The sequence below is a fragment of the Vibrio sp. 1731 genome, assembly GCF_033339955.1.
GTDB lineage: Bacteria > Pseudomonadota > Gammaproteobacteria > Enterobacterales > Vibrionaceae > Vibrio > Vibrio alginolyticus.
Genome location: NZ_JAWOVO010000009.1, coordinates 63205 through 88902 on the forward strand (window position 1 = coordinate 63205; position 25698 = coordinate 88902).

A 25698-nucleotide genomic window follows, 5' to 3' on the forward strand; every position below is an offset into this window, starting at 1 on the left:
CAAAAGATAGTAAAACGTTCGCAAATTCATTCGCGGTACCTAAAGTCATTGTTATGTTCAATTGGTTTGAAAAACTGACCCAACCCTTTCCCCAGATGGAAACCGAAAAGCCACCGAAGACGCTATTTGGCTTTTGTCGTTTTTACACTCGTGGCTTTGAAGCCCCTTTACTCGTTATGGCTGTGTTCAGTGCGCTTATTGCCATTACTGAGGTGACGCTGTTGCGTTATATGGGTGAGCTCGTCGATATTCTCTCTAATCAAGATCGCGCAACATTCTGGCAAGACCAGGGTGATCGCATGCTAATGATGCTGTTCTTAGTGGCGGTTGTGATGCCAGCTCTCGGTTTTGTCCACTCAATGGTGATGCACCAAACGTTATTGGGTAACTACCCGATGTCTATCCGTTGGTTGATTCACCGTTACTTGCTAAAACAAGCGGTTGGATTTTTCCAGCGTGACTTTGCAGGCCGAGTTGCGACCAAAGTGATGCAAAGTGCGTTAGCGGTACGAGAAACGGTCATGAAGCTGGTGGATGTACTGGTTTATATCAGCGTTTATTTTCTTTCGATGCTTTGGATGATGGGCGAAGCCGATGGTTTGCTAATGCTACCTATTGTGATTTGGATAGGAATGTACGCGGTTATCCAGTTCTACTTTATCCCTAAAATGAAACAAGTAGCGACAGAGCAAGCGGATGCTCGTTCTGTAATGACTGGGCGCATTGTCGATTCTTACACCAACATATCTACCGTAAAGCTATTCGCGCACTCGCAACGAGAGTTGGAATACGCAGAAAGCAGCATGAAGCAATTTTTGGTGACGGTTTACCGCCAAATGCGCATGGTGACTTGTTTACTGTTTAGTGTGGATGCCATCAACTATTTGCTGCTGATGTCTATTAGTGCCATTTCGGTTTATCTATGGCTAGATCACGCTGTAACAATTGGTGCTATTGCGATTGCCATCAGTATTGCGTTGCGCGTACAAGGTATGTCGAAGTGGATCATGTGGGAAGTTAGCGCACTGTTTGAAAACATCGGTACAGTAGTAGACGGTATTAATACGATTTCAAACGATGTTGAAGTGAAAGACGTACCAAATGCTAAGCCTTTGCAAATCTCTCAAGGTGAGATCTGCTTTGATCACGTAGGTTTTAACTACAGTGACGAGAAGGCGGTATTTGAGAACTTGAACCTGACTATCAAACCGGGCGAAAAAGTCGGCATTGTCGGTCGTTCTGGGGCAGGTAAATCCACGTTGGTCAACTTGTTGCTGCGTTTTTACGACGTAAATACCGGTAAGATTTGTATTGATGGACAGGACATTTCTCAAGTCGAACAAGAGTCGCTTCGCCAACACATCGGTATGATCACGCAAGACACCTCTTTGCTGCATCGTTCAATTAAAGAGAACATTCTTTACGGTGATCCAGATGCTTCAATGGATGCCGTTATCGCAGCTGCTGAGAAAGCACATGCTCATGATTTCATTCAATCTCTACGAGACGAGCAAGGTAACGTTGGCTATGACGTTGAAGTGGGTGAACGCGGTGTGAAGCTGTCTGGTGGTCAGCGTCAACGTGTGGCGATTGCTCGCGTTCTGCTGAAAAACGCGCCAATTTTGATCATGGATGAAGCAACGTCTGCACTTGATTCAGAAGTAGAATCGGCAATTCAAGAAAACCTTGAAGTTCTGATGGAAGGAAAAACAGTGATTGCGATTGCTCACCGTTTATCAACGATTGCCGCGATGGATCGTTTGATTGTAATGGATGACGGCAAAATCATTGAGCAAGGCTCGCATTACGAGCTGCTGCAATTGGGTGGTGTTTACGCTCAGTTGTGGAAGCATCAAACCGGCGGATTTTTGTCTGAGCAAGGTGATGCTCAACTGCAAGTCATCTAATATGACGCTACACGAAAGAGGAGCAAATGCTCCTCTTTTTTGTGTCTGTCGTTTATACCGAGTAAGTAGGCGTTAATGGGCAACGTTAACTTGTGATTATTCATTAAGTTAGGCTAACTTAATGATGATTATGTTTATAACTCACTGTCGTTATTGAATTTTTTACGCTTTTTTTACGCGAACTCCGAATGGGCTTTTGCTAAAGTTTTCTACATCGAATTTTGGTTGATGTATTTTATGTTTGTTCAATGGCGAGATAACACCTTTCTCTTTTCTACTACCGTGATTGTTGGCGCGGTTGTCGTCTCATGGTTGTTAGACCAACTGTTTGGCTCTACAGCCGCAGTCCTGCTGATTTTACAGTTAGCGGTCGTGGTAGTGGCGTTTCAATGCAACTCGCGATTCGCTTATGCGGCGGCGGTGATCGAAGCGTTGAGCTTCAACTTCTTTTTCACGACGCCTCGTTACTCTTTGCAGATGTTTCGTCCGGAAGACATTTTTAATTTAGTCGTGTTTATGGTGGTGGCATTTATCACCAGCACCTTTGCGGATCTTTATCGTCGCCAGCAGGGCGAGTTAAAACAAACCAAGCTGCAAAACAGCATCCTGCTATCGGTGTCCCATGACTTACGCACGCCGCTGGCAACCATTATTGGAACATTGACCACACTCAACGAGTACATGCCCAAGCTCAATGGCTTAGAGCGTAAAGAATTGCTCGACAGTGCGACTTCAGAAAGCCATCGCTTGCATCAATATATCGAGAACCTCTTACAGGCGACTAAGCTCCAGCACGGCACATTAAAAATTACCAAAAAAGATGAGTTGATTGCAGATATTGTTCGGGATGCGGTTTCTCGTTTGCCAAATTACACCGAGAAAGTGTCCATGAATATGGATGATTCCGTTGATTATTTGTCAGTAAGTCGTTCGCTCATCGAACAAGCGATTTTTAATGTGCTGGATAATGCCATGCGATTTTCACCAGAGAATGAATCTGTTGAGGTTTCTCTTTCTAAGCAGGGTTCGTCGTGCGTGATTGATGTTCGGGACATGGGGATTGGCATCAAAGCTGAAGATGCGGAAAAAATATTCAACCTTTTCTATTCCGGCGCGAACAACAAATCGGCCGATTCAGGCACCGGAATGGGACTCGCGGTTGCCAAAGGCATCATCATCGCACACCAAGGAGAGATTCAATCTATGCCAGTATCAGAAGGGACGCTGATCCGCATTCTACTTCCACTCAATCAAGGAGCAGAGCAGGCGTGAGTTACAAAGTTTTAGTCGTGGACGATGAGCCTCGCATTCATACCTTTATTCGAATTTCGCTGTCTGCTGAAGGGTTTGATTACATTGGCGCGAGTACCATTGCAGAAGCCAAAGCGTGTTTCGAAGCACATTCGCCACACGTCATTCTGCTAGATTTAGGCTTGCCCGACGGCGATGGGAAGGAGTTTCTCACTACGCTTCGTCAGACCTATAAAACGCCAGTGCTAGTGCTGACAGCTCGCGATCAAGAAGAGGAAAAAATCCGCCTTTTAGAAGCGGGCGCGAATGATTACTTGAGCAAGCCTTTTGGCGTAAAAGAGCTCATCGCGCGCATCAAAGTGCTGGTTCGAGATTTGGTGGATGAGCAAACCGTCGCTGATGAGCTGGTGGCTGGCCGAGTCAAAATCATCAAAAGTACTCACCAATTTTGGTTGGATCAGAGGGAAATTCCACTCACCAAGAAAGAGTTTTCTTTCATTGAACAGTTGATTCTCAAGCCGGGAAAACTCATTGAGCAAACTCATTTGCTAGCGGTGATTTGGGGAAAAAGTCATGTCGAAGACACTCACTACTTACGCGTGTTAGTGAGTCAACTACGCAAAAAACTGAACGATAGTGCTGACGAACAGCGGCTATTAAAAACCGAGCCGGGGCTGGGTTATCGTTTAGTGCTTGAGACGTCCAAGCACCACTAAATTCCAAATTTAATCAACGTTAATGCCAAGGTTTAGTGCTGGTTATCGGCACTCGAACAGGATTCGTGTTGCCTATTTTTCGTGACGGAAAATCAGCCTAGCCCTTAACGCATTAGCATTTTCTATACATAAAACACAGTTAGGGATTGATATGGCTCACTTTACAGTAATTGGTTTAGGGCGATTTGGCGTTGCCGCTAGCTTAGAACTTATTCATCTTGGACACACCGTAACGGGGGTGGATAGCGACCCGAAAATCGTCGAGAAATACGTCGAAGAGTTAACGCAAGCGGTCATATGTGACGCAACAGACGAAGGCGCACTCAGAGAGTTAGCGCTAGCGAACAGTGATGTGGTGTTGGTGGCGATTGGCGAAGACATGCAAGCCAGTTTGTTGTGTACGCTGGCGCTGAAAAATCTGGGTGTGAAATCCATTTGGGTCAAAGCGAGCACCAAAGCGCACCACACCATCGTGTCTAAGCTTGGTGTACAACGCATTATTCATCCGGAAGAGGAGATGGGCGTAAGAGTCGCGCAGGCACTCAACTATCCGATGGTGAACAACTATTTGGAAATGGGGCATGGTTTGTATGTGGTGGAAATCCACGTTAAATCCAATCTGCACGATACACCGCTTTCTAAGTTGATCAGCCGAGGCAGTTACAACATTCAGCCGATATTGGTGAAGCGCGAAGAAGCCGTCTACACCAATATCAATGATGAGTTTGTGCTTAATGAGTTCGACACGCTGTTGCTTTGCGGTAGTCGCGCTGAGCTGAAATACGTCGCTCCAAGGTTGGTGTAACATGGTTTTGTGGCATCCCTCTATTATCCCACTCGAGCGAAAACCCAAAGCGGGCAAAAAATTGTTGGGCGCACCGCCATTAATACTTAGCCTCAGCTTTGCGTGCTTGATCATGCTCGGCACGGTCTTACTCAAACTGCCGATTGCCACCACAGAGCCCATCACTTGGATTCAAAGCCTGTTTACAGCAACATCGGCCATTACGGTGACGGGATTAGTTGTGGTAGACACGGGCACGGCGTTTACGCCTTTTGGGCAAGTGGTTATTGCTTTTCTGATTCAATGTGGTGGCCTAGGTTTAATGACGTTTGCCATCGTGACCTTGCTGGCTCTGGGCGGAAAAATTGGCTTTTTGGAGCGAGCCGTCGCGAGAGAGGCGTTCAACCAAACTGATTCATCGACACTCATTGCCACCGCTAAATCTGTATTGATGTTCGCTCTGCTCGTTGAACTTATTGGTTTCACTATTTTGAGCGTTTATTGGAGTGAAGAGCTGGGCTGGAAAACCAGTTTGTTCCATGGTTTCTTCTACACCATCAGTGCGTTTAACAATGCAGGTTTTGCGTTGAGTGCCGATAGCTTAATGCCTTACGTGGACGACCCGATCGTTAACTTCACCATTACCAGTTTGTTCATTATTGGTGGTTTAGGCTTCTCGGTTTGGATTGACTTAAAACGCAATCGCCGTTGGCACCGACTCACCGTTTACAGTCGAATGATGATCTTAGGCACGGTGACCATTAACGTGGTGGCACTTATCGCGATTTACCTGATTGAATATGACAACCTCAACACGCTTGCCCCTTTGAGCGAAGCAGGGAAATGGTGGGCATCGTGGTTTCAAGCGGTGACGCCAAGAACGGCGGGGTTCAATACTTTAGCTATCGATCAGTTGGAAGATGCCACAACGGCGATCATTCTGGTGTTGATGTTTATCGGCGGTGGTTCATTGAGTACGGCAAGTGGCATTAAAGTTGTGACATTTATGGTATTGGTCTTGGCAACTTACAGCTATTTGCGTCGCGATGAAGCAACCTATGCCTTTCAACGCGAGATTCCCAAAGAGACCATCAGCAAGGCATTGGCGCTGACTCTGATCTCGGTGGGGGTGACTTGGTTTGCCATATTCACGCTGTTACTGACAGAGAAAGCGTCTATGTTAGATATTATGTTCGAAGCGGTCTCGGCACTGGGTACGGTTGGGTTATCGCGAGGCTTAACGGGCAGTTTGTCCGAACCAGGTGAGTTAGTGATCATCTTCATGATGTTTATGGGACGATTAGGGCCTCTTACATTAGCGTACTTCTTAGCCAGTCCAAGAAAGAAAAAAGCGCGTTACGCGAGTACTAAACTGGCAATAGGGTAAATGGGCTAACTCGTACAAAGTGAGCAAAAGGCTAGGCAAAAGAGGAGTAACTGCTCCTCTTTTTGCGCTCGTTGTAGCCACGAAACTGTATACGGCGGTCTCTCTCACAACAATTTATGATTCATATCTATTTTTTATCATTTATAAATTGTCGTTTTTGAGGTGTTGTCCAGAATGGCATTATCCACGTGCAACATAAGATTGCCGGGAATAAAAATAATTACAATACTGCCTTACTGGAAGATACATGAAAATCAAACCCCTCCCACCTTTAAATAGCCTCGTTGCGTTTGAAGCGTCGGCGCGGCACTTGAGTTTTACGTTAGCCGCTGACGAGCTAAACGTGACCCAAGGTGCTATAAGTCGCCAAATTAGACAATTAGAAGAATACTTAGGCAAGGCTATGTTCACGCGAGCCAATCGAAGCATTAATTTAACGCCTACAGGTCTTCAATATTATCAAGCTGTCAGCCAATCTTTGCTCGATATTGCTCAAATAACTGGTGAAGTGAAGAAGTGGCAGGGCGAACAAAAGATCACGGTTGCGACGACAAATGCAATGGCAGCCTTGTGGTTGTTGCCTAAGGTTGCTCAATTTCAAAATGAACATGATGACATCGATATAAGAATATTGGCCTCAGATAATGTGTTGGACTTACGCCGATTAGATTGCGATCTCGCCTTGTTTTATTGTCGCACTCCACCTGCGGAAATGGATGTGACAACGCTATTTTCAGAAGAAGTATTCCCTGTGTGTAGCCCGCTTTATTTAGAGAAAATCGGCCAGCCTAGTAAGCCAGAAGAAATCTTCAATAAAACGTTACTCTATCTGGAAGAGTCTCAAAGAGATTGGGTGAATTGGGAGCAGTGGTTTGCGAGTGTAGGATTGCCAAATATTTCGCCTCGTAATCGCATGAACATCAATAACTATCCAATGCTGTTACAAGCGGCAATTAATGGTCAGGGAATCGCGTTAGCCTGGGGGTCATTAGTGGACGACTATTTACAAAGCGGTGCTTTAGTTAGGCCAGTCGAACACGTGCTTTCAACACCTTCCAATTTCTCTATGCTTGAACCTAAAAATAGAGGTTTAATCCCAGCAAGCGTCAAGCGTTTTAGAGAGTGGCTTTTGCAACAGTTGCCAGATGAGGTGGGTGATCGAGGTTTAGCCTAAATCAATAAGCAGAGAAAATAACAGAGTTTGGTCATGTTAAAAAGCGGGAGTACCAGTTCCCGCTTTGTTTTAATTGATTGATGAAACGACGCACTAACTTAGTACTGGTCCCTGATTGAGTGTGGAATCATCTTTTAGTGAGGATGTTGAAGCGATAGGCTCGGAAACCACTGTTTTGCTTTCAACAAGCGGTTCAACAGGACCATCAAGTTTCTCTTGCTCTGGGTGAACGTGCTCTGGAAGCATTGCCCATGGCTTAGGTTCGCGTCGAATACTATGAAACAGCGTTAAGCTCATCACTGCGATAAAAATGGCGATAGGGAAACCGGCAATAATGGAGGCCGTTTGCATTGCTTTTAACCCTCCTGCATATAGAAGCACTCCCGCAATGGCAGCGATCATGATTCCCCACAATACGCGTATAGACGTAGGAGGCTCACTGTGCCCAGCGGCATCGAGGGTACATAGAACCAAGGTACCCGAGTCTGCGGAGGTAATGAAATAAGTACCGAGCAATAGACACGCAAGCACGCTAAGGAGTTTACCAAACATACCTGTATCTAGATTGTCGAATAGCGTAAACAAAGCGCGTGTCGTATCGGCTTTAGTCGCTTCAAGAATCGGGCCGCCAGAGAAATCCGCAGGTGGTGTTTGTTTGGCTTCTTGTGCCGCAGTGACTTGCTCTTGATGAGCAACACGAGCGTCTTGCTCTACCTTCAACGCTGCACCACCAAATACTGAAATCCATAAAAACGTGATCAGCGTGGGTACGATGAGAGCACCGCCGATAAGTTCACGTATTGTGCGTCCTTTAGAGATACGAGCCACAAACATGCCAACGAAAGGTGCCCAAGTCATCCACCAAGGCCAGTAATAAGCCGTCCACCAGTTTTGCCAGCCAGAGTCATTCTGTGCATCGCTCCATAAGCTCATACCGACAATGTTTTGTGCATAAAGCCCCGTACTTTCGAGTAGCGTATTTAAGATATAGCGAGTTGGGCCAATGTAAAGTACGACTAGCACGAGTGCGAGTGAGAGCAGCATGTTCCATTCTGATAAACGGCGAATACCTTTTCCTACACCAGATAGCACCGACGCAACCGCACAAGTACAAAGGGAAACGATAATAAAGAGTTGAATCCCCAAACTAATATCTAGACCAAAGGCTTGATTCAAACCAGAGTTTATTTGGATAACTCCCATCCCCAAGGTTTGAGATATACCGAAAGCGGTCACCGCGACTGTTAGGATATCAACCGTGTGTCCGATAGGCCCATAAATACGATCACCAATCAAAGGGTACAAGATAGAGCGTAGGGTAAAAGGCAGATCTTTACGGTAGGAAAAGTAAGCTAATGCGAGTGCCACAATGATAAAGACAGACCAAGGATGTAGGCCCCAGTGAAAGAATGTCAGTTTCATTGATGTTGTTGCGGCTTCATTGGTCAGGCCTTGAGTAAATGGGTTGTCAGCGTAATGCCACATCGGTTCGGCGACCGACCAGAAAATCAAGCCTATCCCCATGCCTCCGGAAAAAAGCATGGATACCCAAGACAAATAACTAAACTCTGGTTTTTCGTCATCTTTACTCAAACGAATATGCCCATATCGACTAACCATAAGGTAAAGAAGAAAACCGACAACGAGTGAAACAAGTCCGATGTAAAACCACTTCATATTCTGCAGCAAAATGCCGGAAATCGTTTCGAAGTATTGGCCCGCTTGGTTGGCGAGAATGGCGCAGAAAAGTACAAAACCGATAACGACGATCTTTGATGCGATAGTCACAGTCGGATTGAGTCCTTTCAATATCCCAGATGTTGCTCTCATAGGCATCCCTCACAGTGCGTTTGTTTTAGCGTTATTGTTTGTTGCGTTATTGTTAATTTTTGAAAGAGAGTAGAGAGAGGGCTTTTGTGTTTCAACTGATTAATACTCATCGGTTAATGAGTATTAATCATGACAAGAAGATTATTGTTAATTAAAAGGTTATTTTTTGTTCGAGATCAATGCATGAATGACAAAAACTCATCCAAGCCCGGCGAAAAAGTCGTTTGTTTGTTGCCGGGTTGTTAATCAAAATCATCTCCACTAACACAACACGATGTTGTACGCACTGGATGCAACTCGACTCTCGGAGATAAGAATATGAGTAATGTCAACCAAACCATTATTCCTGTTGAACTTGTTGATAATGTACTGAACCCAATCAGTGAAGCAACAGGAATGCCGAATCAGGCCTACACCAGCGAAGAGTATTTTACTTTTGAGCGTGATCAGGTGTTTGGTAACACTTGGGTATGCATTGGTTTTGCATCAGACCTGCTTAAAAATGGCTATGTGATGCCACTTGATTTCATGGATCTTCCACTACTCATGATGAGAAATCGTCAAGGTGAAGTCCAAGTCTTCCACAACGTATGCAGTCATCGTGGTATGAAGCTGGTGCATGAGGCAGGCGAAGTTCAAGGCATGATTCGCTGTCCTTACCATTCATGGACGTACGATCTTGACGGCAATCTAAAAGGCACACCACACATTGGTGGTATCGCAAAACACAAAGATGACCGATTTAAGTGTGAAAAACATGGCCTTAAGCCACTTCGTTCAGCCGTTTGGATGGACATGGTGTTCGTCAACTTATCGGGCAATGCAGAAAGCTTTGAAGAGCATATCGCGCCGCTAGAGCAACGTTGGCAGCAATTCTTAGGTGAAGAAGGATTAGGGCTTCTTCGCCGCGTGAACATGGGTGGCAACTTAGAGATAGAAGTGAAAAGTAACTGGAAGCTTGCCGTAGAAAACTACTGTGAAGCTTACCACTTACCTTGGGTGCATCCGAGTTTGAACAGTTATTCTCGCCTAGAGGATCACTACAACATCATGTTTGCAGAGCGTTTTGCTGGCCAAGGTAGTCTCGCATACAACCTCTCTGATACTGCAGGAACACACTTACCTAAATTTCCAAACTGGCCAGAAGATAAACTGCGTCATGCAGAATATGTTGCACTCTTTCCAAACGTGTTGCTTGGTATTCAAGCCGATCATGCCTTTGCGATGATGATTGAACCAATCACTGCGAATAAGAGTGTTGAGCACCTACGTGTTTTCTATGTGGGTGATGAAGCAACGAAAGATGAGTTCGCTGCGTGCCGTACTGCTACCGTTGAGTCATGGCGAGTCGTATTCGGCGAAGATATTGGAGCGGTCGAGGGCATGCAGGAAGGTCGTTACTCACCTGGCTTTGGTGGTGGTGTGTTCTCACCAGAAATGGATGTTCCGACGCATTTCTTCCAAACCTGGTTGGCAAAGCAAGTGAAAGCGGCACTGGAGCAGTAATATGATGCATTACCTTAATTATATTGATGGTGAGTGGTGCGATTCAGAGCAAGCGCTGACCGTCATGAACCCTGGCACAGCCGAAGCGTATGCGACGATTGCAGAAGCCACTATCACCGATGCCGATCGCGCAATGGCAGCGGCACGTCGAGTGGTCTATCAAGGTCTTCTTTCGGACGTTCGTCCCGCCGTCAGAACCGAGTGGATGTTAAAAGCCGCCGCAGCTATTCGTGAAATGGTTGATGAAGGTGGGTTAGTTGCCTGTCGTGAAAATGGGAAATCTTTGCAAGATGCCAAAGATGAGTTTTTAGAGTCGGCACGTTACTTCGAATACTACGCTGGCATGGCCGACAAGCTGGAAGGCACGTCAATTCCGTTGGGTAAAGACTATGTCGACTTCACTCAATATGTGCCGTTTGGCGTGTCAGTGCAGATTGTGCCGTGGAATTTCCCTGTCTCTATTTGTGCACGCTCATTGGCACCTGCATTAGCCGCAGGTAACGCAGTGGTGATCAAATCGCCAGAGATTTCTCCACTTGCCATGACGTTGTTGATTAAAGCGATTGAAAAAGCGGGCTTCCCAAAAGGCACGATTAACTTGCTATGTGGCAAAGGCTCAGTCGTTGGCAGTCATTTGGTGCAGCACCAAGAGGTCGATCAAATTGTCTTTACGGGTTCTGTTCCAACTGGCCAACGCATCCTGCAAGATTCAGCGCAACGCGCTACTCCATCGGTGATGGAGCTGGGTGGTAAATCGGCTGCTATCGCGCTGAAAGATGCGAGCCTCGAAACACTTTTGAAAAGCGTTCAGGTCGGTATTTTCTTTAACGCTGGTCAAGTGTGTTCGGCAATGTCTCGTTTGCTGATTCAAAAAGAGCGTTATGAAGAAGTAAAAGCGGCGGTTGTGGAAATGGCAAAAAGCCTAACCATTGGCCAAGGCGAAAGCCAGCCGGACATCACACCGTTGGTATCGGCTGATCAACAAGCGCGCGTGCTTGAAATGATAGAACAAGCAAAAGCCGACGGCGCGAACATCCTAACGGGTGGGTACGCCCCTGATTTGTCAGGTTACTTTGTGGCACCGACGGTGATTGAAGCCTCACCAGATATGCGTATTGCTCAAGAAGAAGTGTTTGGCCCTGTACTGGTAATTACACCGTTTGAAACCGAGCAAGAGGCCGTTGAAATCGCGAATGGCACCGATTTTGGCCTGGTCGCTGGTGTCTTTGGTGAAAGCCTAAACCAAACATTGCGTGTGGCACAGCAACTGCGTGGTGGACAAGTGTTCATCAATGAATGGTTTGCTGGTGGCATCGAAACACCATTTGGTGGCGTGGGCTTGTCCGGGTTTGGGCGAGAAAAAGGACAAGAAGCGATTTATAGCTACGTCCAGACACGCAATATTGCCATTCGTTTGCAGTAAGACAGCAACGTATAGCTACCGTGTAACTGTATTTTCATCACCTCGTACCGGCTTGGATTTCAGACCACAAGCTAGGGCGAGGTTGATGGAATCACAACAAATCTGACAGCGGTTTGTAAACACGGAAATTCTGAACAAGGTAGTTGGAGTATAAGTGATGAGAAAGTGGCTCTGTATTATTTGCGGCTTAATCTATGATGAAGCACAAGGTTGGCCATCCGATGGCATTGCACCAGGAACAGCATGGGAAGATGTACCGGATGACTGGTTATGTCCTGACTGTTTAGTGGGTAAGGCCGATTTTGAAATGATCGAAATCACCGACGATGCGCCACTAGAAGAGGTTGCAGCTGTGTCTTCGGTGTCGGTAGAAGCGTCTGTTCAGCGAAATACGGCTCAGCCTCTTCCATCTGAAGTTACTCAACCTGTATTCTCAAATGACCCTATCGTTATCATCGGTAGTGGCCACAGTGGTTACCAGTTGGCGGCGGCACTTAGAGCACAATCCGAGACGGTTGCTATCACCGTCTTTACCGCTGATGATGGCGCTTTGTACAGCAAACCAGCTTTGTCTAATGCGTTGGTCATGAACAAAGACGGCGACGCGCTGCAAAGTGAAAGCGCGTTGAAGTGGGAAAGCCGTCTCAATATCCGCGTTTACCCGCATACGCGTGTTGAACAGATCGATCGTGCCAATTCAACGCTACATACCTCCATCGGTAAATACGCCTACAGCCGCTTGGTACTGGCAACAGGTGCATCACCGATTGAAATCCCAATTGAGGGCGATCGCTCTTGGGTTATGAGTGTGAACGACTTAGTTGACTACCGCCGTTTCAGATCGGAGCTGCAAGACAAAAAGCGCATCGCGATCCTAGGTGATGGCTTAATTGGCTGTGAGTTCGCAAATGATCTGATCGAAAGCGGTTATGAAGTAACAGTTATCGGGTTGGGTCAATGGCCAATGGAGCGTTTGATCCCGCAACAGTTGGGTGAATCATTACAAAGCGCACTTGCCGATCGAGGCGTGCAATGGGCTCTACAAGACAGTATCACCAGAATCGAACCAAGGTCGGAATCTAGTGCGGTTTTACATCTAAACAGTGGCAAGCAGATTGAAGCAGATCTAGTGCTGAGCGCGGTTGGACTCAAGCCAAATGTTTCTCTGGCTGAGCAAGCAGGGCTCGAAGTGGGCCGCGGCATTAAAGTGAATCAATTCGGCCAGACGAGTGATGAGAATATTTACTCGCTAGGTGACTGTGTTGAAACTGAGCAAGGTTGGCAGCCCTATATTGCGCCGATTAATCAAATGATCCCTTCTGTAGCGAAAAGCTTGCTAGGCGATGTCGCCCCTATCTCGTTAACACCAACTCCAGTGATTGTAAAAACGCCGATTCTTCCACTCACGATTTTCCCGGTAGCCGCTGAAGAACAGGGACAATGGTACATCGAGAACCAAGCAGATGAATTGACCGCTGCGTTTTATTCACCAGAAGGAGCAATGCTCGGTTTTGCGTTGCTAGGAAGAAAAGTACAGTCATTACGCGGCCCTTGGCTAGATCAATTGTCATTGAAACTGTCAGCAGCGTAGCGGAGAAAAAAGATGATTCATTTACCCAATGATGACGTGACGTGTGGTTGGTACCATGCGTTGCCAAGTATTCCAGAAAAACCGGCGTTAAAAGGTAAACAAATTGCTGACTATGCCGTGTTAGGTGCCGGTTTCGCAGGCCTAGCTATGGCAAGACGTTTAGCTGAACTTATGCCTAATGCACTAATTATACTGATTGATGCGCAACGTATCGGCCAAGGGGCTTCAGGAAGAAATTCGGGCTTTGTTATCGATTTGCCTCATAAGTTTTCACTTGAGCATCCCGACCCTGAGCACAAACAAAAGTTATTGTCGCTCAACCGTTCTGCGATTGCTCAGCTAAACACTTTAGTGTCGAAGCACAGTATTTCTTGTCAGTGGTCAACAAAGGGCAAATATCAAGGAGCCGTAGGGGCGCGCGGTGAAGCGTATCTCGATCACTTTGAGCACCTAATGAAAGACCTTGGCGAACCATACTTCCATGTTAATGGCAGTGAGCTGGCGAAAGTCTTGGGAACCAACTACTACAGCCGCGCAATTTACACGCCAGGTGGTTATTTAATGCAACCTGCTGCTTTGGTGCGTGGGCTAGGGGAAAGCCTTCCAGAGAACGTCGAGGTGTTAGAGAACTCGCCAATCCGCAAGCTCAGTAAAGAAAACGGTTGCTGGGTATTACATGGAGATAGTGGCTCTGTTGAAGCCCCTGAACTGCTGCTTGGGACCAGCATTTTTACTCGGGAGTTTGGTTATCTTAAAAACAGACTACTTCCAGTGATGACGTTTGCAAGCTGGACGCGTCCATTGACTGACGCAGAAATGCAGCGATACGGAGGAGAGCTGAATTGGGGCCTAACTCCAGCTGATCATGCGGGAACGACGTTACGTATGACCGCCGATCGACGTATTTTGATCCGCAATACTTACAAACACGTGCCGAAATATGGCTCAAGCATGAACGATAAAGTCAGAGAACAAATCCGAGACGATCATCGTCAAGTCTTTTTGGCGCGTTACCCCGAGCTGGCCGACGTACCATTTACTCACACATGGGGTGGGGTATATGCCATCTCTCGTAACTTTACTAACTTTTTTGGTCAATTAGATGAAGGTGTTTATGCCAGCGCTTGCGACAATGGTGTTGGTGCTGCGTGGGGAACCATTTCTGGAACACTGTTAGCTGACTATGTCGTTGGTGCGACATCTAAATCATTGGATGACATACAGCAAGTGACAGGAATGCCTTGTTTGAATCCGCCAGAGCCTTTTTTAGGTTTGGGAGTAAAAACGCGTATCCAATTAGCAAAATGGCAAAGCCGGAGTGAATTATGAAGCAAGTCAAACTTGTTGATAGTAAAAGTCTAGATTTCAATGTTCGTGGTGATACGCCGGGAATGGCGTATGTTGCCAGGGCGTTAAGCCCAGAAATTTCACCAAACATTGGCGTAGGCTTTGCTAAATGGGAAGGCGCTAAAGTGGCTTGGACAGTGCTTTATGATGAAGTTATTTTCGTGATTGAAGGCTGTTTCGAGCTGACCGCAAATGGTGAAACACATTTTGTGCACCCAGGTCAGATGCTGTGGATACCGGAAGGAACTGAATTGGTTTATGGTGGGCATGCTCTGTTCGGCTATGTGGTTCATCCAGGAAACTGGAAAGAGTTACATGGTATTGAATGACTTTTATCATTTAGTAGTGTTTCGGAAAGGCAAAACAAAAATCCGATTTTTACCCATGAGTTTTCGTAAAAGAACTTAATCTCAATGGAGCAAGGGTTTCTTACTTGCTATGTTTCTTGGTCACGTTTCCAGACGTGTTAGACCTTTCTCAATTGCTATTTTATCTATCAAAAAGGGAAGCCTTGGCTTCCCTATAATGAGTCTTCTTTTGGCTTGGCTAAATCTTTTATTTTAGCTCAAATTTACCCTGCATGATTGCCCAGTGACCTGGGAACGAACAGAAGAATGAATAGTCACCGCCGGCTTTCATTTTCTCAGTACTGAACGTAATGCTGGTGCTTTCACCGCCACCAATTACTTTTGTGTGAGCGTAGACGCGATCATCATTTGGTTTTACGTAGTTATTTTCTGCTCCAGCTGCCATGCCATCAGTACCGACTGCTTGTAGGTTGGCTGTGTCAGAGATGACCACGTTGTGACCCATCGATTGCGCTGGCATCTTACCTGTGTGATTCAGCGTTAGTTTTACCTCTTTACAAGTGGCTGGTACGCTCAATGTTTTAGTAGAAAACTGCATCATATCGTTAGCATCTAATGACACTTCACACTCGGCACTGGCTTGGGCACCAAAGCTCATTCCTACTAATGCGAAGGTTGTTGCTAATAAACGTAAAGACATATAACACTCCCATTTTGTATTTTAGGCTGACTTGGATTGATCTTATCCAATAGTTCTCATTATCAGCCAATTTTCACTCCAAAAACGTGCTTCAATCGGTATATTGACGTTTTGTTGCAAGCTTGTACTGGTCAGTTCCGCTATTTGATCACTCAAATGCCTTATTTCATGCGATTGCGTGAGTTAAATCAAAAATCGTGATGAACCAGAGTTAAGGTGAAATTAATCTCGCTAAACGGGTGGAAGAATCGTTTGGTTTTAAGGTATTGGAGAGGTTTCGAGAAAGAAGCTCAGCTAAATTGCTGAGCTTCTATAGAACAGACGACAAGTAAACCTAGCGAGTTTGCTTTAACGTGTGCAACACATCATGCAGTGAAGGTGCGACAGTATGGCCTAATTGCTTTATTTCGTCACAAGGCTCAACCAAATCAGGGATTTGATAAGTGATCATGTTCGCTGCTACCGCAGCACGCACGCCATTATTTGAATCTTCAAAGGCGAGACATTTGATTGGATCTACGCTTAGACGACTTGCTGCAAGCAGGTAGATCTCTGGATCAGGTTTGCCGTGTGACACTTCACAGCCCGTCGTTAAGTTGTCGAAATACTTGCTTAGGCCCGCTAATTCCAACTTCTTCTGTGCCACTTCTTTTGCTGTAGAAGTGGCGACTGCAATTGGCAATCCTTGGCCTTTCAACCACTCAAGCAGCTCAATCACCCCTTCTTTTACCGGTATCGCTTGGTGCTTAACCACAGCGTCGTAACGGTCGCGCCACTCTTGGTGTAAGCGGTCAAGATCATCCCCATAAGCTTTACGAAAAATCACTTCAATGCCCGCTGCATTGCGACCAATGATTGAAAGGTAAACATCTTTATAGAAGGGTAGGTTCTGGGCTTCACATGCTTCTTGGAAAATATGCATACAGACGCGCTCAGTATCAAGGAGCAAACCATCCATATCAAATATAGCAGCTTGGTAGTTCATTACATTAAGACTTTTTGGTTGGGATGGCGCATTTTGACACAAGCAGATCGGTTTTTCTTCTAAAAATTAGAACTTGATTTTGATCCTATGAGTTCACATTGCCTCTGAACACACTATAAACAGAGTCTATAAATTAGGTGTGAAATATAATACTTTTAAAATTATAAAAATTTCAGTTAAATAGATAAAACTCTATCTTAATATAAGCTAGAGTTTTATTAATATTCTATTGTAATTTTAACTATTGGATAATTTATTAATAGTTAAAATTAATAATAAAATAATACCAAGTCACGATTGTTTACGACTGCATGAGTGTACCAGCTCTTGACTTCAGATATTTGTTGCTCTGATAAGCCTCCGAAGTCAACGTTATCTTGGTGAATATCTTGATTTTTTATCATAAAAACAACAGGGAAATCGTCAGGGAATGGGAATTTTATAGGATAATCGGTATTAGTGAATGGAATATCGCAGAAATCGTTTACATCGCAAGGATACCAAGAGTTATTGGATAAGTAATAACCAGTTATCTTACATATAGCTTCAAGCAAGTAAGCATAGGCGTAACCCAAGTGACTGTATTTTATCTCTTCAGACAACATTTGCATAAGAAGCTCTTCAGCTCGGATGCTTTCGCCACTACTTTCCAGCATTTCATTAATCACCTTAAAGGAGTCTTGACACCTTTCCATGATGGCTTTTTCTAGCTCTGGATTACGCTCATTCTTTAGTACGTTAAAAACCTTTTCAGTATCTAATGAATATACTGTCGCCCCATATCCCATATTTTATTCTCCTCACTTTTATACAGTTAAATTCATTTAAGTGTTTTTTATCGAAGGGATTATATTTTGATGTTTTTTGAAGGTAAAGTGTATATATAGAGGTTGTATTTATTATGATGAACTTTGAAAGTTTAAATTCTTAAAATAAATACTATATATTTAATTTTATTAGATCTAGCTCATAAAAATACCTTAACTATTATTGTGTTTATTGTTAAGGGTTATTAAATCTGTGAGGTGGTTCAAGACAATAAAATTTAGAAGAAAATACCGTCAAACTTAGGTGGCTATTCTATCTGAGCACTCAGCCCACTACTTATGGTGGGCTGAGTGCGCGGTTGGGCATCAGGCACATTATTTGGCGATGAATATGCCATATTAGGTGATATTCGTTAGTGTCTATTTTATCCCTAGGCGTTTTGCTAAGCGGTGTAAATTACCGTTATCTAATTCAAGCTGACGTGCCGTTGCTGCCCAGTTGCCTTGGTTTTCTTCCAGAGCTCGAACAATCATCGCTTTTTGGAAGGCGTCAGTGGCTGGTTTCAATCCGCCTTCTGGTAGCTCAAGCCGAGAGTTTTGTTCCGTTTCTTCAACGTTCTTGATGTTCTGATTCGGCGTTCGGATGTCAAAATCTTGCTCAACTAACTCAATGTCCATGGCGTGAGTACGCGCTTTTGCCAAAACACCAGCACGTTTAATGACATGTTCAAGCTCTCGCACGTTGCCTGGCCATGAATAGTCTTTGAGTGCTTGCACTAAAGTGGGGGACAAACGAATGCTGTTCAATCCCAATTTGCTTCTTAAGCGCTCGGCAAAAAAGCCTGCGAGTAACACCACATCGTCTTCACGTTCACGAAGAGGTGGAACATGAAGCGGGAAGACGCTTAAACGATGATACAAGTCGGCTCGGAATCGACCAGCAGTCACTTCTTCATGCAATATACGGTTGGTGGCGGCGACAATGCGTGTGTTGACTCGAATATGACGGTCATCACCCACACGTTGGATGTCGCCGTATTGTAGGGCTCGAAGTAACTTAGCTTGCAGTTCTAACGACAGTTCGCCGACTTCATCCAAAAACAGTGTGCCGCCATCGGCTTGTTCGAACTTACCCTTACGATTACTAATTGCGCCTGTAAACGCGCCTTTGATATGGCCGAACAACTCGCTTTCCGCGACTGATTCGGGCAGCGCCGCACAGTTGAGGTAAACCAAAGTATTGTTCGAGCGGTTAGAACGATGGTGAATAGCGCTGGCAACCAACTCTTTACCTACGCCGGTTTCTCCCATCACCAACACAGACAATTCCGTATCGGCGACTGCATCAATCTGCTCTTGAAGATTCTTCATCCCCTGAGAGTTGCCAATGATTTCATTACTTAAGGTGCGCTTCTCGGCGTAAGAATCACGTGGCAGGCTCGCTTGCGTCTCTAGTTGTTCTAGTAGGAGTGCAGTGTGTAGGCCACCTGCTGCCAACGCGCTGACAAAACGTAACTCTTGGTTGCGTAGCCCATCAAATTGGTTGGGATCGAAGGCGTCAATCGTAATGGCACCAATCAGTTGATCGTCGATCAGTAGAGGTAAACCAATGCAGGAATGGACATGCAGTTTGTCATCGTGGTTTGGAATCAAGCCGTCGTATGGATCAGGTAAGTCGCTGTCAGAGGGAAAGCGCACGATGTCGCCTGCTCGGGCAATGGCTTCTAACCTTGGGTGCTGCTCAATGGAGAAACGGCGTCCAAGCACTTCTTTCGCCAATCCATTGATCGCTAAAGGTTTAAAGTGCTGGTCTTCATACAAAAGAAGGGCAGAAGAGTCACACTTCAATACATCTCGAATCGTGGTTAATAACGTATCGAAGCGAGCCTGTTGAGTGAGCGCCGAGTTAAGGTCTTGCGTGATGTGTAGCCATTGCGCGATTAAAGAAGTCATAGCCAATACCGATTGTGTCAATATGACTATTTTAGTGTCTTAATGACAATTTTCAACTGTGTCTAAATGACACTTGTTAAAGTTGATTTTTAATTAAGGTGTTGAAATATATAGTAATTAAAAGTTGGCACGCCCAGTGCAATACAAGAAGAAATTATTTTTGTTTATCCCGTCATTCAAGGTAGTAATTATGACAATTCACGTAAAAAACAACATTCACTGGGTAGGTCAACGCGATTGGGAAGTTCAAGACTTCCACGGTACAGAATACAAAATGACAAAAGGTACCAGCTACAACAGTTATCTAATTCGTGAAGAGAAAACCGTATTGATTGATACGGTCGATCATCGATTCAGTCAACAATTCATCCAAAATTTAGAAATGGAAATCGACCTTAAGTCTATCGACTTTATCGTGGTAAACCATGCTGAAGAAGATCACTCAGGTGCATTGTCGGCATTGATGGAGAAAATTCCGAACACACCAATTTACTGTACAGAAGCGGCGATTGATTCGATTGTGGGTCATCACCACCATCCTGAGTGGAACTTCAAAACCGTAAAAACGGGCGACAGTATCGATATTGGTAACGGTAAGCAATTGGTGTTCGTGGAAGCGCCGATGCTGCATTGGCCGGACAGCATGATGACTTACCTAACTGGCGATGCAGTGCTGTTCAGTAACGACGCATTTGGTCAGCACTACTGCGATGAACGCTTATTCAATGATGAAGTGGATCAAAATGAGTTGATGGAACAGTGTTTGCGTTACTACTCAAATATCTTAACGCCATTCAGCAGCTTGGTAACCGCAAAAATCAAAGAAGTGCTGAGCTTCAATTTGCCTGTCGACATGATCGCCACGTCACACGGTATTGTATGGCGCGATAATCCGGTTCAAATCATCGAGCAATACTTAGCATGGGCAGACAATTATCAAGAAGATCGCATTACGATTTTCTACGATTCAATGTCAAACAACACTCGAATGATGGCCGATGCAATCGCGCAAGGCATTCACGATGTCGATCCTGGCGTGGCGGTCAAAGTCTTTAATGTCTCTAAGCATGATAAGAATGAAATTCTCGCCAACGTATTCCGCTCAAAAGGCATCTTGGTTGGTTCTTCTACCATGAATAACGTCATGATGCCGAAGATCGCAGGCATGCTAGAAGAAATTACCGGTCTGCGCTTTAAGGCGAAGAAAGCCGCTGCGTTCGGTAGCTACGGTTGGAACGGTGGTGCGGTAGATCGTATCCATGCTCGATTGACCGACGCAGGCTTTGAAACCGCAGTGAGTTTGAAAACCAAATGGCGACCAGATGGTAAAGCGATGCGTGAATGTCGCGAACATGGTCAGAACATCGCGAAATTGTGGGCGAAGCATGACCTGACAAGCCCTGTTATTTCGCCGGCGATTGCTGCGTCTGCACCACAAGTTCAATCACAACCCGCTGCGCCAGCGACAACACAAGCTGTGATAGATGCTGCTCCTAATAACCCTACTACCGAGGCGCATCCCGCAGATTGTCAATGCATGGTGTGTACAGTTTGTAATTGGGTATACGACCCAGCTAAAGGTGAGCCTAATCAAGGCGTTGAACCGGGTACGGCATGGTCTGAAGTGCCAGATTACTTCTTGTGCCCAGAATGTCACTTGGGTAAAGACGTCTTTGTCGAATACAACGGGTAAGGGGGCGAATATGCAAGCACCTATTGTGATTATTGGTAGCGGCTTTGCGGCTTACCAATTGGTGAAAACAGTGCGTCGAATTGACGCACATATTCCGCTGCAAGTGTTTACTGCTGATGATGGCGCGGAATACAACAAGCCTGATTTGAGTCATGTATTCAGCAACAAGCAAACCGCCCAAGACTTGGTAGTTAAAAGTGGTGAGGCGTTTGCACAGGAACACAACATCGAACTGTTCGCCCATACCAAGGTTGAGCATGTCGACGTGCAAGCTCAGCAAGTGGTCGCCAACGGCCAAACCTATCCTTATTCCAAACTGGTGTTTGCGACAGGCGCGAAAGCCTTTGTGCCGCCAATATCTGGTGGTGCAGCACCTGAGGTGATAACGCTGAACTCGCTACAAGAATATCAATTAGCGGAAGAGCAAATTAGCCGCGCGGAACGAATTCTAGTAATGGGTGGTGGTTTGATCGGCGTCGAGATCGCCATGGATCTCGCAACCAGTGGTAAAGCCGTTACGGTGGTTGAGCCAAATCCCCGTTTGCTCGCTAACTTGATTCCTGAATTTGTTGCATTGCGGCTGGAGAATCAACTTAAGCAGCAAGGTATTCAACTTGCCTTAGAGACTGGAGTTGTCGCGATCAATCACTCGGATGATTCGCTGGTGGCAAGCTTGAGCAAAGGTAAGGAAATCGAAGCCGATGTAGTGATTTCAGCTGCGGGTTTACGTGCTAACACTTGGTTAGCGAAGGCTTGTGGGTTGAGTGTCAATAAAGGCATCGAGGTGGATGCTCGATTACAGACATCAGCAGCCAATGTGTTCGCATTAGGCGATTGTGCTGAGATCCAAGGTCGAATGATGCCGTACCTCCAACCGATCGTGCTAAGTGCCAATGCTTTGGGCAAACAACTACTGGGGCAAGAAGCAGAGTTGAAACTACCGCCCATGATGGTAAAGGTCAAAACGCCGAGCTACCCAATTCAATTGGCAGGCGATTTTAGTTCGGTGACGAACTGGAGCGTGCAGATTTCTCAAACTGGCATTGCCGCGAAAGCAGAAGATGAAAATAGCCGACTTATGGGCTTCGTCGTGACGGGAGAACAAGTTACGCAAGCATTTCCATTGCTTCGAGAGTTGTCTCAAGCCGGTCAGGCTTAACCGATTTAAACGAAAAGAATTGTAATTAGAGAGGGTATTATTATGTCGCATCTACGAATTCCTAAAGACTGGACTGTTCAACGTTCAACGCCTTTCTTCACTAAAGACAATGTGCCACCAGCGCTACTGACTCATCACAATACTGCTGAGGGTGTGTTTGGGCAGTTGTGCGTCATGGAAGGGCAAGTGACTTACTACGGCTTTGCTGATGAAAATGCCACAGAAGCAGAAGTAGTGGTGGTGATTAATGCAGGCCAGTTTGCTACAAGTCCACCGCAGTACTGGCACCGCATTGAGATGAGCGATGATGCTCAGTTCAACATCAATTTCTGGTCGAACAAGGACAAGAGTGGGCAAGCGATGTTCCACGCTAAGTAGTAGTGAACCTTTGTAAGTGCTTTGACTGTTACGCTAATCGTCAAGTAAAGGGGTGTAGAAGGCGCAATAAACGGACTGAAATACTGGATCATCGAGACCGTGGAAAGAGAAATCACGAGTAATGATTTCAATTCTTTAGTAGCATGTTACGAAACATTTCAGTCAGGTGAACTAAGGGAAGCGTGCAATGGAAAAACAACGAGTAGCATTTATTGGTCTGGGTGTGATGGGGTACCCAATGGCTGGTTACCTAAGTAAAGCGGGCTTTGAAACCAAAGTATACAACCGCACAAAAGCGAAAGCCGATAAGTGGGCTGAAGAATACCAAGGTGTGGCTTGTGAAACACCACGTGAAGCCGCAGAAGGCTGTGACATTGTTTTTACCTGTGTGGGTAATGATGATGACGTTCGTAGCGTTGTTTACGGTGAAGAAGGCATTCTGGTCGGTTTGAAAGCGGATGCAGTGTTAGTGGATCACACGACGACTTCTGCAGACCTAGCGGTTGAGCTGGCTGAAGCGTGTGTTAAGTACGGTAGTCACTTTATTGATGCGCCAGTTTCTGGTGGTCAAGCGGGCGCAGAAAATGGTGTTCTAACTATCATGTGTGGTGGTGAACAAAGCATTTTTGACCGTGTGTCTCCGGCGATGGATGTGTACGCGAAGCAGATGACGCTACTGGGTGAAAACGGTCAGGGTCAACGCTGTAAGATGGTAAACCAAATCTGTATTGGAGGCGTTTTACAAGGCCTGAGTGAAGCTTTGCTGCTGGCACAAAAATCAGGCTTGGACATCGCTCAAGTTGTAGAAACGCTTAAGCATGGCGCTGCAGGTTCTTGGCAGATGGAAAACCGCGCAAATACGATGGCTGAAGACAAGTTCGATTTTGGCTTCGCTATTGATTGGATGCGCAAAGACTTAGGTTTCTGTCTGCAAGAAGCTGAGCGAGTGGGTCTAGAACTTCCACTGACTAAGAAAGTGGATGAGCAATACGCAGACCTTCAACGTGATGGTTTAGGTCGCATGGATACATCAGTACTGATCAAAGCGGTCGCTAAAAATCAGTAGTTGATGAATCAGTAATAGATAAACAGTTCTTTGGTATTAAAGAGCTTAAAGAAATCTAAGTTAATCATAATGAACCTCCTTGAGCATGGTTTATGACTTGTGATTAAGGATTAGTGATTTGAAATCAGGAGGTGCTGTTGGGCACCTCCTTTTTTATGTCTTTTAATCACACAGCGTGACGATCACAGCGTTCGCTTACTTGTTTAAGCCTAGTGCAATCTCAAGACCTTTGCCGTACGCTTCGTCCGCTTGGTATGCGTGTTGAACGTGGCGCTGTTGGATGAACTCTGGTACACCGTCCATTGCGCGAGCTGTGTTGTCGAACAGAGTTTGACGTTGCTCTTCACTCATCAGACGGAATAGGTCACCCGCTTGGCTGAAGTAGTCTTCGTCTACACGGTGATCGTAGTGATCAGCGTTGCCGTTGATGCGTAGAGGTGGCTCAGAGTAATCTGGTTGCTCTGCCCATTCTTGTTTGTAGTTTGGCTCGTAACCTAGTGTTGAACCAAAGTTGCCATCAACGCGCATTGCGCCATCGCGGTGGTAGCTGTGAACAGGGCAACGAGGTGCGTTCACTGGGATTTGATGGTGGTTCACACCTAGACGGTAACGCTGAGCATCGCCGTAAGCGAACAGACGACCTTGTAGCATCTTATCTGGAGAGAAGCCGATGCCAGGTACTACTGCAGCTGGGTTGAACGCTGATTGCTCAACTTCTGCGTAGAAGTTTTCTGGGTTACGGTTCAGTTCAAACTCACCAACTGGGATCAGTGGGTAGTCTTTTTGAGACCATACACGTGTTAGGTCGAATGGGTTGAAGTTGACTTCATCCGCTTCTAGCTCAGGCATGATCTGTACGTACATCTTCCATTTAGGGAAGTCTTGACGTTCAATCGCTTCGTAAAGGTCACGGTGATGGCTTTCGCGGTCTTTACCTACGATTGCTTCTGCTTCTTGGTCAGTTAGGTTTTTGATGCCTTGCTGAGTTTTTAAGTGGAATTTCACCCAGTAACGCTCGTTTTCTGCGTTGATGAAGCTGAATGTGTGGCTACCAAAACCATGCATATGACGGTAAGACGCTGGGATACCTCGGTCACTCATTACGATAGTCACTTGGTGGAATGCTTCTGGTAGTGATGTCCAGAAATCCCAGTTGTTGGTAGAGCTACGCATGTTAGTGCGAGGGTCGCGTTTTACTGCGTGGTTTAGGTCTGGGAATTTTAGTGGGTCACGTAGGAAGAATACTGGTGTGTTGTTACCAACCAAGTCCCAGTTACCTTCTTCAGTGTAGAATTTAAGTGCGAAACCACGGATGTCGCGTTCTGCGTCTGCTGCACCGCGCTCACCAGCTACGGTAGTGAAGCGAGCAAATAGTTCTGTTTTTTTGCCGATGTCAGAGAAGATTTTAGCGCGAGTGTATTTTGTGATGTCGTGCGTTACTGTGAACGTACCGTAAGCACCAGAACCTTTTGCGTGCATACGACGCTCAGGGATCACTTCGCGGTCAAAGTGTGCCAATTTTTCAAGGAACCAAACGTCTTGTAATAGTTGAGGGCCACGAGGACCTGCAGTCATAACGTTTTGGTTATGTGCGACAGGGCAACCTGCTGCTGTAGTCAATTTCTTGTTTGTCATTTTTCTTCCCCCTCCAGGGTTCAATACCTTAGAAACTGTAGAGGAGGTTATTACGGAAAAGCTGGGGGAGAAAACTGATATTGCTTATCAATTCAATAGATGGTGACTATGGTCGAAACTATATTAGAATCAGAAATT

At 45.7% G+C, this 25698-nt stretch carries 21 protein-coding genes and 1 pseudogene; 16 read left to right on the forward strand and 6 right to left on the reverse strand.

Annotation, left to right across the window (positions count from 1 at the left end; all coding sequences use genetic code 11):
- Window positions 1–53: 53 nt before the first annotated feature.
- The 6 genes from R7035_RS12430 to R7035_RS12455 all read left to right on the forward strand — a co-directional run bounded on the left by R7035_RS12430 (window position 54) and on the right by R7035_RS12455 (window position 7219).
- Complete coding sequence (locus R7035_RS12430) at window positions 54–1907, forward strand: ABC transporter ATP-binding protein (protein WP_033906862.1); 1854 nt, start codon at window positions 54–56, stop codon at window positions 1905–1907.
- A 237-nt stretch (window positions 1908–2144) separates the two neighbouring features.
- Window positions 2145–3179 carry a DUF4118 domain-containing protein gene (locus R7035_RS12435; RefSeq protein WP_033906863.1) on the forward strand — a complete coding sequence of 345 codons (1035 nt, stop codon included), beginning with the start codon at window positions 2145–2147 and terminating at the stop codon, window positions 3177–3179.
- Entirely contained in the window at window positions 3176–3874 is a 699-nt protein-coding gene (locus tag R7035_RS12440; protein WP_033906745.1) for a response regulator transcription factor, read from the forward strand. Before R7035_RS12435 ends, R7035_RS12440 begins: the two co-directional genes overlap by 4 nt.
- Window positions 3875–4025: 151 nt before the next feature.
- Window positions 4026–4679 (forward strand): potassium channel family protein, encoded by a 654-nt coding sequence (locus R7035_RS12445; protein ID WP_005375180.1) that lies wholly within the window; start codon window positions 4026–4028, stop codon window positions 4677–4679.
- Between the two features lies 1 nt (window position 4680).
- The gene (locus R7035_RS12450; RefSeq protein WP_033906747.1) at window positions 4681–6045 is read left to right on the forward strand and encodes a TrkH family potassium uptake protein; all 1365 of its coding nucleotides are present in this window, start codon (window positions 4681–4683) and stop codon (window positions 6043–6045) included.
- 247 nt (window positions 6046–6292) lie between these two features.
- Window positions 6293–7219: a LysR substrate-binding domain-containing protein gene (locus R7035_RS12455; RefSeq protein ID WP_115386780.1), complete on the forward strand. Its 927-nt coding sequence runs from the start codon at window positions 6293–6295 to the stop codon at window positions 7217–7219.
- Window positions 7220–7312: 93 nt separating this feature from the next.
- Here the strand turns inward: R7035_RS12455 and R7035_RS12460 are convergent, their stop codons facing one another.
- Window positions 7313–9049, reverse strand: a complete 1737-nt coding sequence (locus tag R7035_RS12460; RefSeq protein WP_044129598.1) for a BCCT family transporter — start codon at window positions 9047–9049, stop codon at window positions 7313–7315.
- 318 nt (window positions 9050–9367) lie between these two features.
- Between R7035_RS12460 and R7035_RS12465 the strand changes: the two genes are divergently transcribed.
- The 6 genes and pseudogenes from R7035_RS12465 to R7035_RS12490 all read left to right on the forward strand — a co-directional run bounded on the left by R7035_RS12465 (window position 9368) and on the right by R7035_RS12490 (window position 15245).
- Window positions 9368–10555, forward strand: coding sequence for an aromatic ring-hydroxylating oxygenase subunit alpha (locus R7035_RS12465; protein ID WP_054578637.1), 1188 nt, complete (start codon window positions 9368–9370; stop codon window positions 10553–10555).
- 1 nt (window position 10556) lies between these two features.
- Window positions 10557–11978 (forward strand): aldehyde dehydrogenase family protein, encoded by a 1422-nt coding sequence (locus tag R7035_RS12470; RefSeq protein WP_262651885.1) that lies wholly within the window; start codon window positions 10557–10559, stop codon window positions 11976–11978.
- Between the two features lie 157 nt (window positions 11979–12135).
- Window positions 12136–12297 (forward strand): annotated as a pseudogene (locus R7035_RS12475) (rubredoxin); the annotation flags it as partial.
- Window positions 12286–13569, forward strand: a complete 1284-nt coding sequence (locus R7035_RS12480) for an NAD(P)/FAD-dependent oxidoreductase (protein ID WP_232284618.1) — start codon at window positions 12286–12288, stop codon at window positions 13567–13569. The pseudogene R7035_RS12475 and the gene R7035_RS12480, both read left to right, overlap by 12 nt.
- A 12-nt stretch (window positions 13570–13581) precedes the next feature.
- A complete protein-coding gene (locus R7035_RS12485) occupies window positions 13582–14898 on the forward strand; it encodes an FAD-binding oxidoreductase (RefSeq protein ID WP_318146153.1) in 1317 nt (438 codons plus the stop codon).
- Window positions 14895–15245 (forward strand): ethanolamine utilization protein EutQ, encoded by a 351-nt coding sequence (locus R7035_RS12490; protein ID WP_005375208.1) that lies wholly within the window; start codon window positions 14895–14897, stop codon window positions 15243–15245. The genes R7035_RS12485 and R7035_RS12490 overlap by 4 nt, the downstream gene beginning before the upstream one ends.
- Window positions 15246–15471: 226 nt before the next feature.
- On the opposite strand, the gene azu is transcribed toward R7035_RS12490, so the two are convergent.
- The 4 genes from azu to norR form a co-directional block, all read right to left on the reverse strand.
- Entirely contained in the window at window positions 15472–15924 is a 453-nt protein-coding gene (gene azu, locus R7035_RS12495) for an azurin (protein ID WP_005375211.1), read from the reverse strand.
- A gap of 334 nt (window positions 15925–16258) precedes the next feature.
- Window positions 16259–16909, reverse strand: a complete 651-nt coding sequence (locus tag R7035_RS12500; protein WP_017821265.1) for an HAD family hydrolase — start codon at window positions 16907–16909, stop codon at window positions 16259–16261.
- A gap of 269 nt (window positions 16910–17178) precedes the next feature.
- Window positions 17179–17697, reverse strand: coding sequence for a hypothetical protein (locus tag R7035_RS12505; protein WP_005375218.1), 519 nt, complete (start codon window positions 17695–17697; stop codon window positions 17179–17181).
- A 399-nt stretch (window positions 17698–18096) separates the two neighbouring features.
- On the reverse strand, window positions 18097–19629 hold the full coding sequence (gene norR, locus R7035_RS12510) for a nitric oxide reductase transcriptional regulator NorR (RefSeq protein ID WP_262651884.1): 1533 nt from the start codon (window positions 19627–19629) through the stop codon (window positions 18097–18099).
- Between the two features lie 190 nt (window positions 19630–19819).
- Here norR and norV point away from each other — a divergent pair, with 190 nt between their 5' ends.
- The 4 genes from norV (at window position 19820) to R7035_RS12530 (ending at window position 23925) form a co-directional block, all read left to right on the forward strand.
- Window positions 19820–21322, forward strand: coding sequence for an anaerobic nitric oxide reductase flavorubredoxin (norV, locus tag R7035_RS12515; RefSeq protein ID WP_262636376.1), 1503 nt, complete (start codon window positions 19820–19822; stop codon window positions 21320–21322).
- Between the two features lie 10 nt (window positions 21323–21332).
- Complete coding sequence (gene norW, locus R7035_RS12520) at window positions 21333–22481, forward strand: NADH:flavorubredoxin reductase NorW (RefSeq protein WP_262651883.1); 1149 nt, start codon at window positions 21333–21335, stop codon at window positions 22479–22481.
- A gap of 42 nt (window positions 22482–22523) precedes the next feature.
- A complete protein-coding gene (locus R7035_RS12525; protein WP_025768526.1) occupies window positions 22524–22859 on the forward strand; it encodes a DUF1971 domain-containing protein in 336 nt (111 codons plus the stop codon).
- 187 nt (window positions 22860–23046) lie between these two features.
- Complete coding sequence (locus R7035_RS12530; RefSeq protein ID WP_025768525.1) at window positions 23047–23925, forward strand: NAD(P)-dependent oxidoreductase; 879 nt, start codon at window positions 23047–23049, stop codon at window positions 23923–23925.
- A 195-nt stretch (window positions 23926–24120) separates the two neighbouring features.
- Here the strand turns inward: R7035_RS12530 and R7035_RS12535 are convergent, their stop codons facing one another.
- Window positions 24121–25560, reverse strand: coding sequence for a catalase (locus tag R7035_RS12535; RefSeq protein WP_025768524.1), 1440 nt, complete (start codon window positions 25558–25560; stop codon window positions 24121–24123).
- Window positions 25561–25698 lie beyond the last annotated feature (138 nt).

Coding starts and splice junctions, on each gene's coding strand:
- R7035_RS12430 (WP_033906862.1), top strand. CDS start 54: ATGTTCAATTGGTTTGAAAAACTGACCCAACCCTTTCCCCAGATGGAA.
- R7035_RS12435 (WP_033906863.1), top strand. CDS start 2,145: ATGTTTGTTCAATGGCGAGATAACACCTTTCTCTTTTCTACTACCGTG.
- R7035_RS12445 (WP_005375180.1), top strand. CDS start 4,026: ATGGCTCACTTTACAGTAATTGGTTTAGGGCGATTTGGCGTTGCCGCT.
- R7035_RS12450 (WP_033906747.1), top strand. CDS start 4,681: ATGGTTTTGTGGCATCCCTCTATTATCCCACTCGAGCGAAAACCCAAA.
- R7035_RS12455 (WP_115386780.1), top strand. CDS start 6,293: ATGAAAATCAAACCCCTCCCACCTTTAAATAGCCTCGTTGCGTTTGAA.
- R7035_RS12460 (WP_044129598.1), bottom strand. CDS start 9,049: ATGAGAGCAACATCTGGGATATTGAAAGGACTCAATCCGACTGTGACT.
- R7035_RS12465 (WP_054578637.1), top strand. CDS start 9,368: ATGAGTAATGTCAACCAAACCATTATTCCTGTTGAACTTGTTGATAAT.
- R7035_RS12470 (WP_262651885.1), top strand. CDS start 10,557: ATGATGCATTACCTTAATTATATTGATGGTGAGTGGTGCGATTCAGAG.
- R7035_RS12480 (WP_232284618.1), top strand. CDS start 12,286: ATGATCGAAATCACCGACGATGCGCCACTAGAAGAGGTTGCAGCTGTG.
- R7035_RS12485 (WP_318146153.1), top strand. CDS start 13,582: ATGATTCATTTACCCAATGATGACGTGACGTGTGGTTGGTACCATGCG.
- R7035_RS12490 (WP_005375208.1), top strand. CDS start 14,895: ATGAAGCAAGTCAAACTTGTTGATAGTAAAAGTCTAGATTTCAATGTT.
- azu (WP_005375211.1), bottom strand. CDS start 15,924: ATGTCTTTACGTTTATTAGCAACAACCTTCGCATTAGTAGGAATGAGC.
- R7035_RS12500 (WP_017821265.1), bottom strand. CDS start 16,909: ATGAACTACCAAGCTGCTATATTTGATATGGATGGTTTGCTCCTTGAT.
- R7035_RS12505 (WP_005375218.1), bottom strand. CDS start 17,697: ATGGGATATGGGGCGACAGTATATTCATTAGATACTGAAAAGGTTTTT.
- norR (WP_262651884.1), bottom strand. CDS start 19,629: ATGACTTCTTTAATCGCGCAATGGCTACACATCACGCAAGACCTTAAC.
- norV (WP_262636376.1), top strand. CDS start 19,820: ATGACAATTCACGTAAAAAACAACATTCACTGGGTAGGTCAACGCGAT.
- norW (WP_262651883.1), top strand. CDS start 21,333: ATGCAAGCACCTATTGTGATTATTGGTAGCGGCTTTGCGGCTTACCAA.
- R7035_RS12525 (WP_025768526.1), top strand. CDS start 22,524: ATGTCGCATCTACGAATTCCTAAAGACTGGACTGTTCAACGTTCAACG.
- R7035_RS12530 (WP_025768525.1), top strand. CDS start 23,047: ATGGAAAAACAACGAGTAGCATTTATTGGTCTGGGTGTGATGGGGTAC.
- R7035_RS12535 (WP_025768524.1), bottom strand. CDS start 25,560: ATGACAAACAAGAAATTGACTACAGCAGCAGGTTGCCCTGTCGCACAT.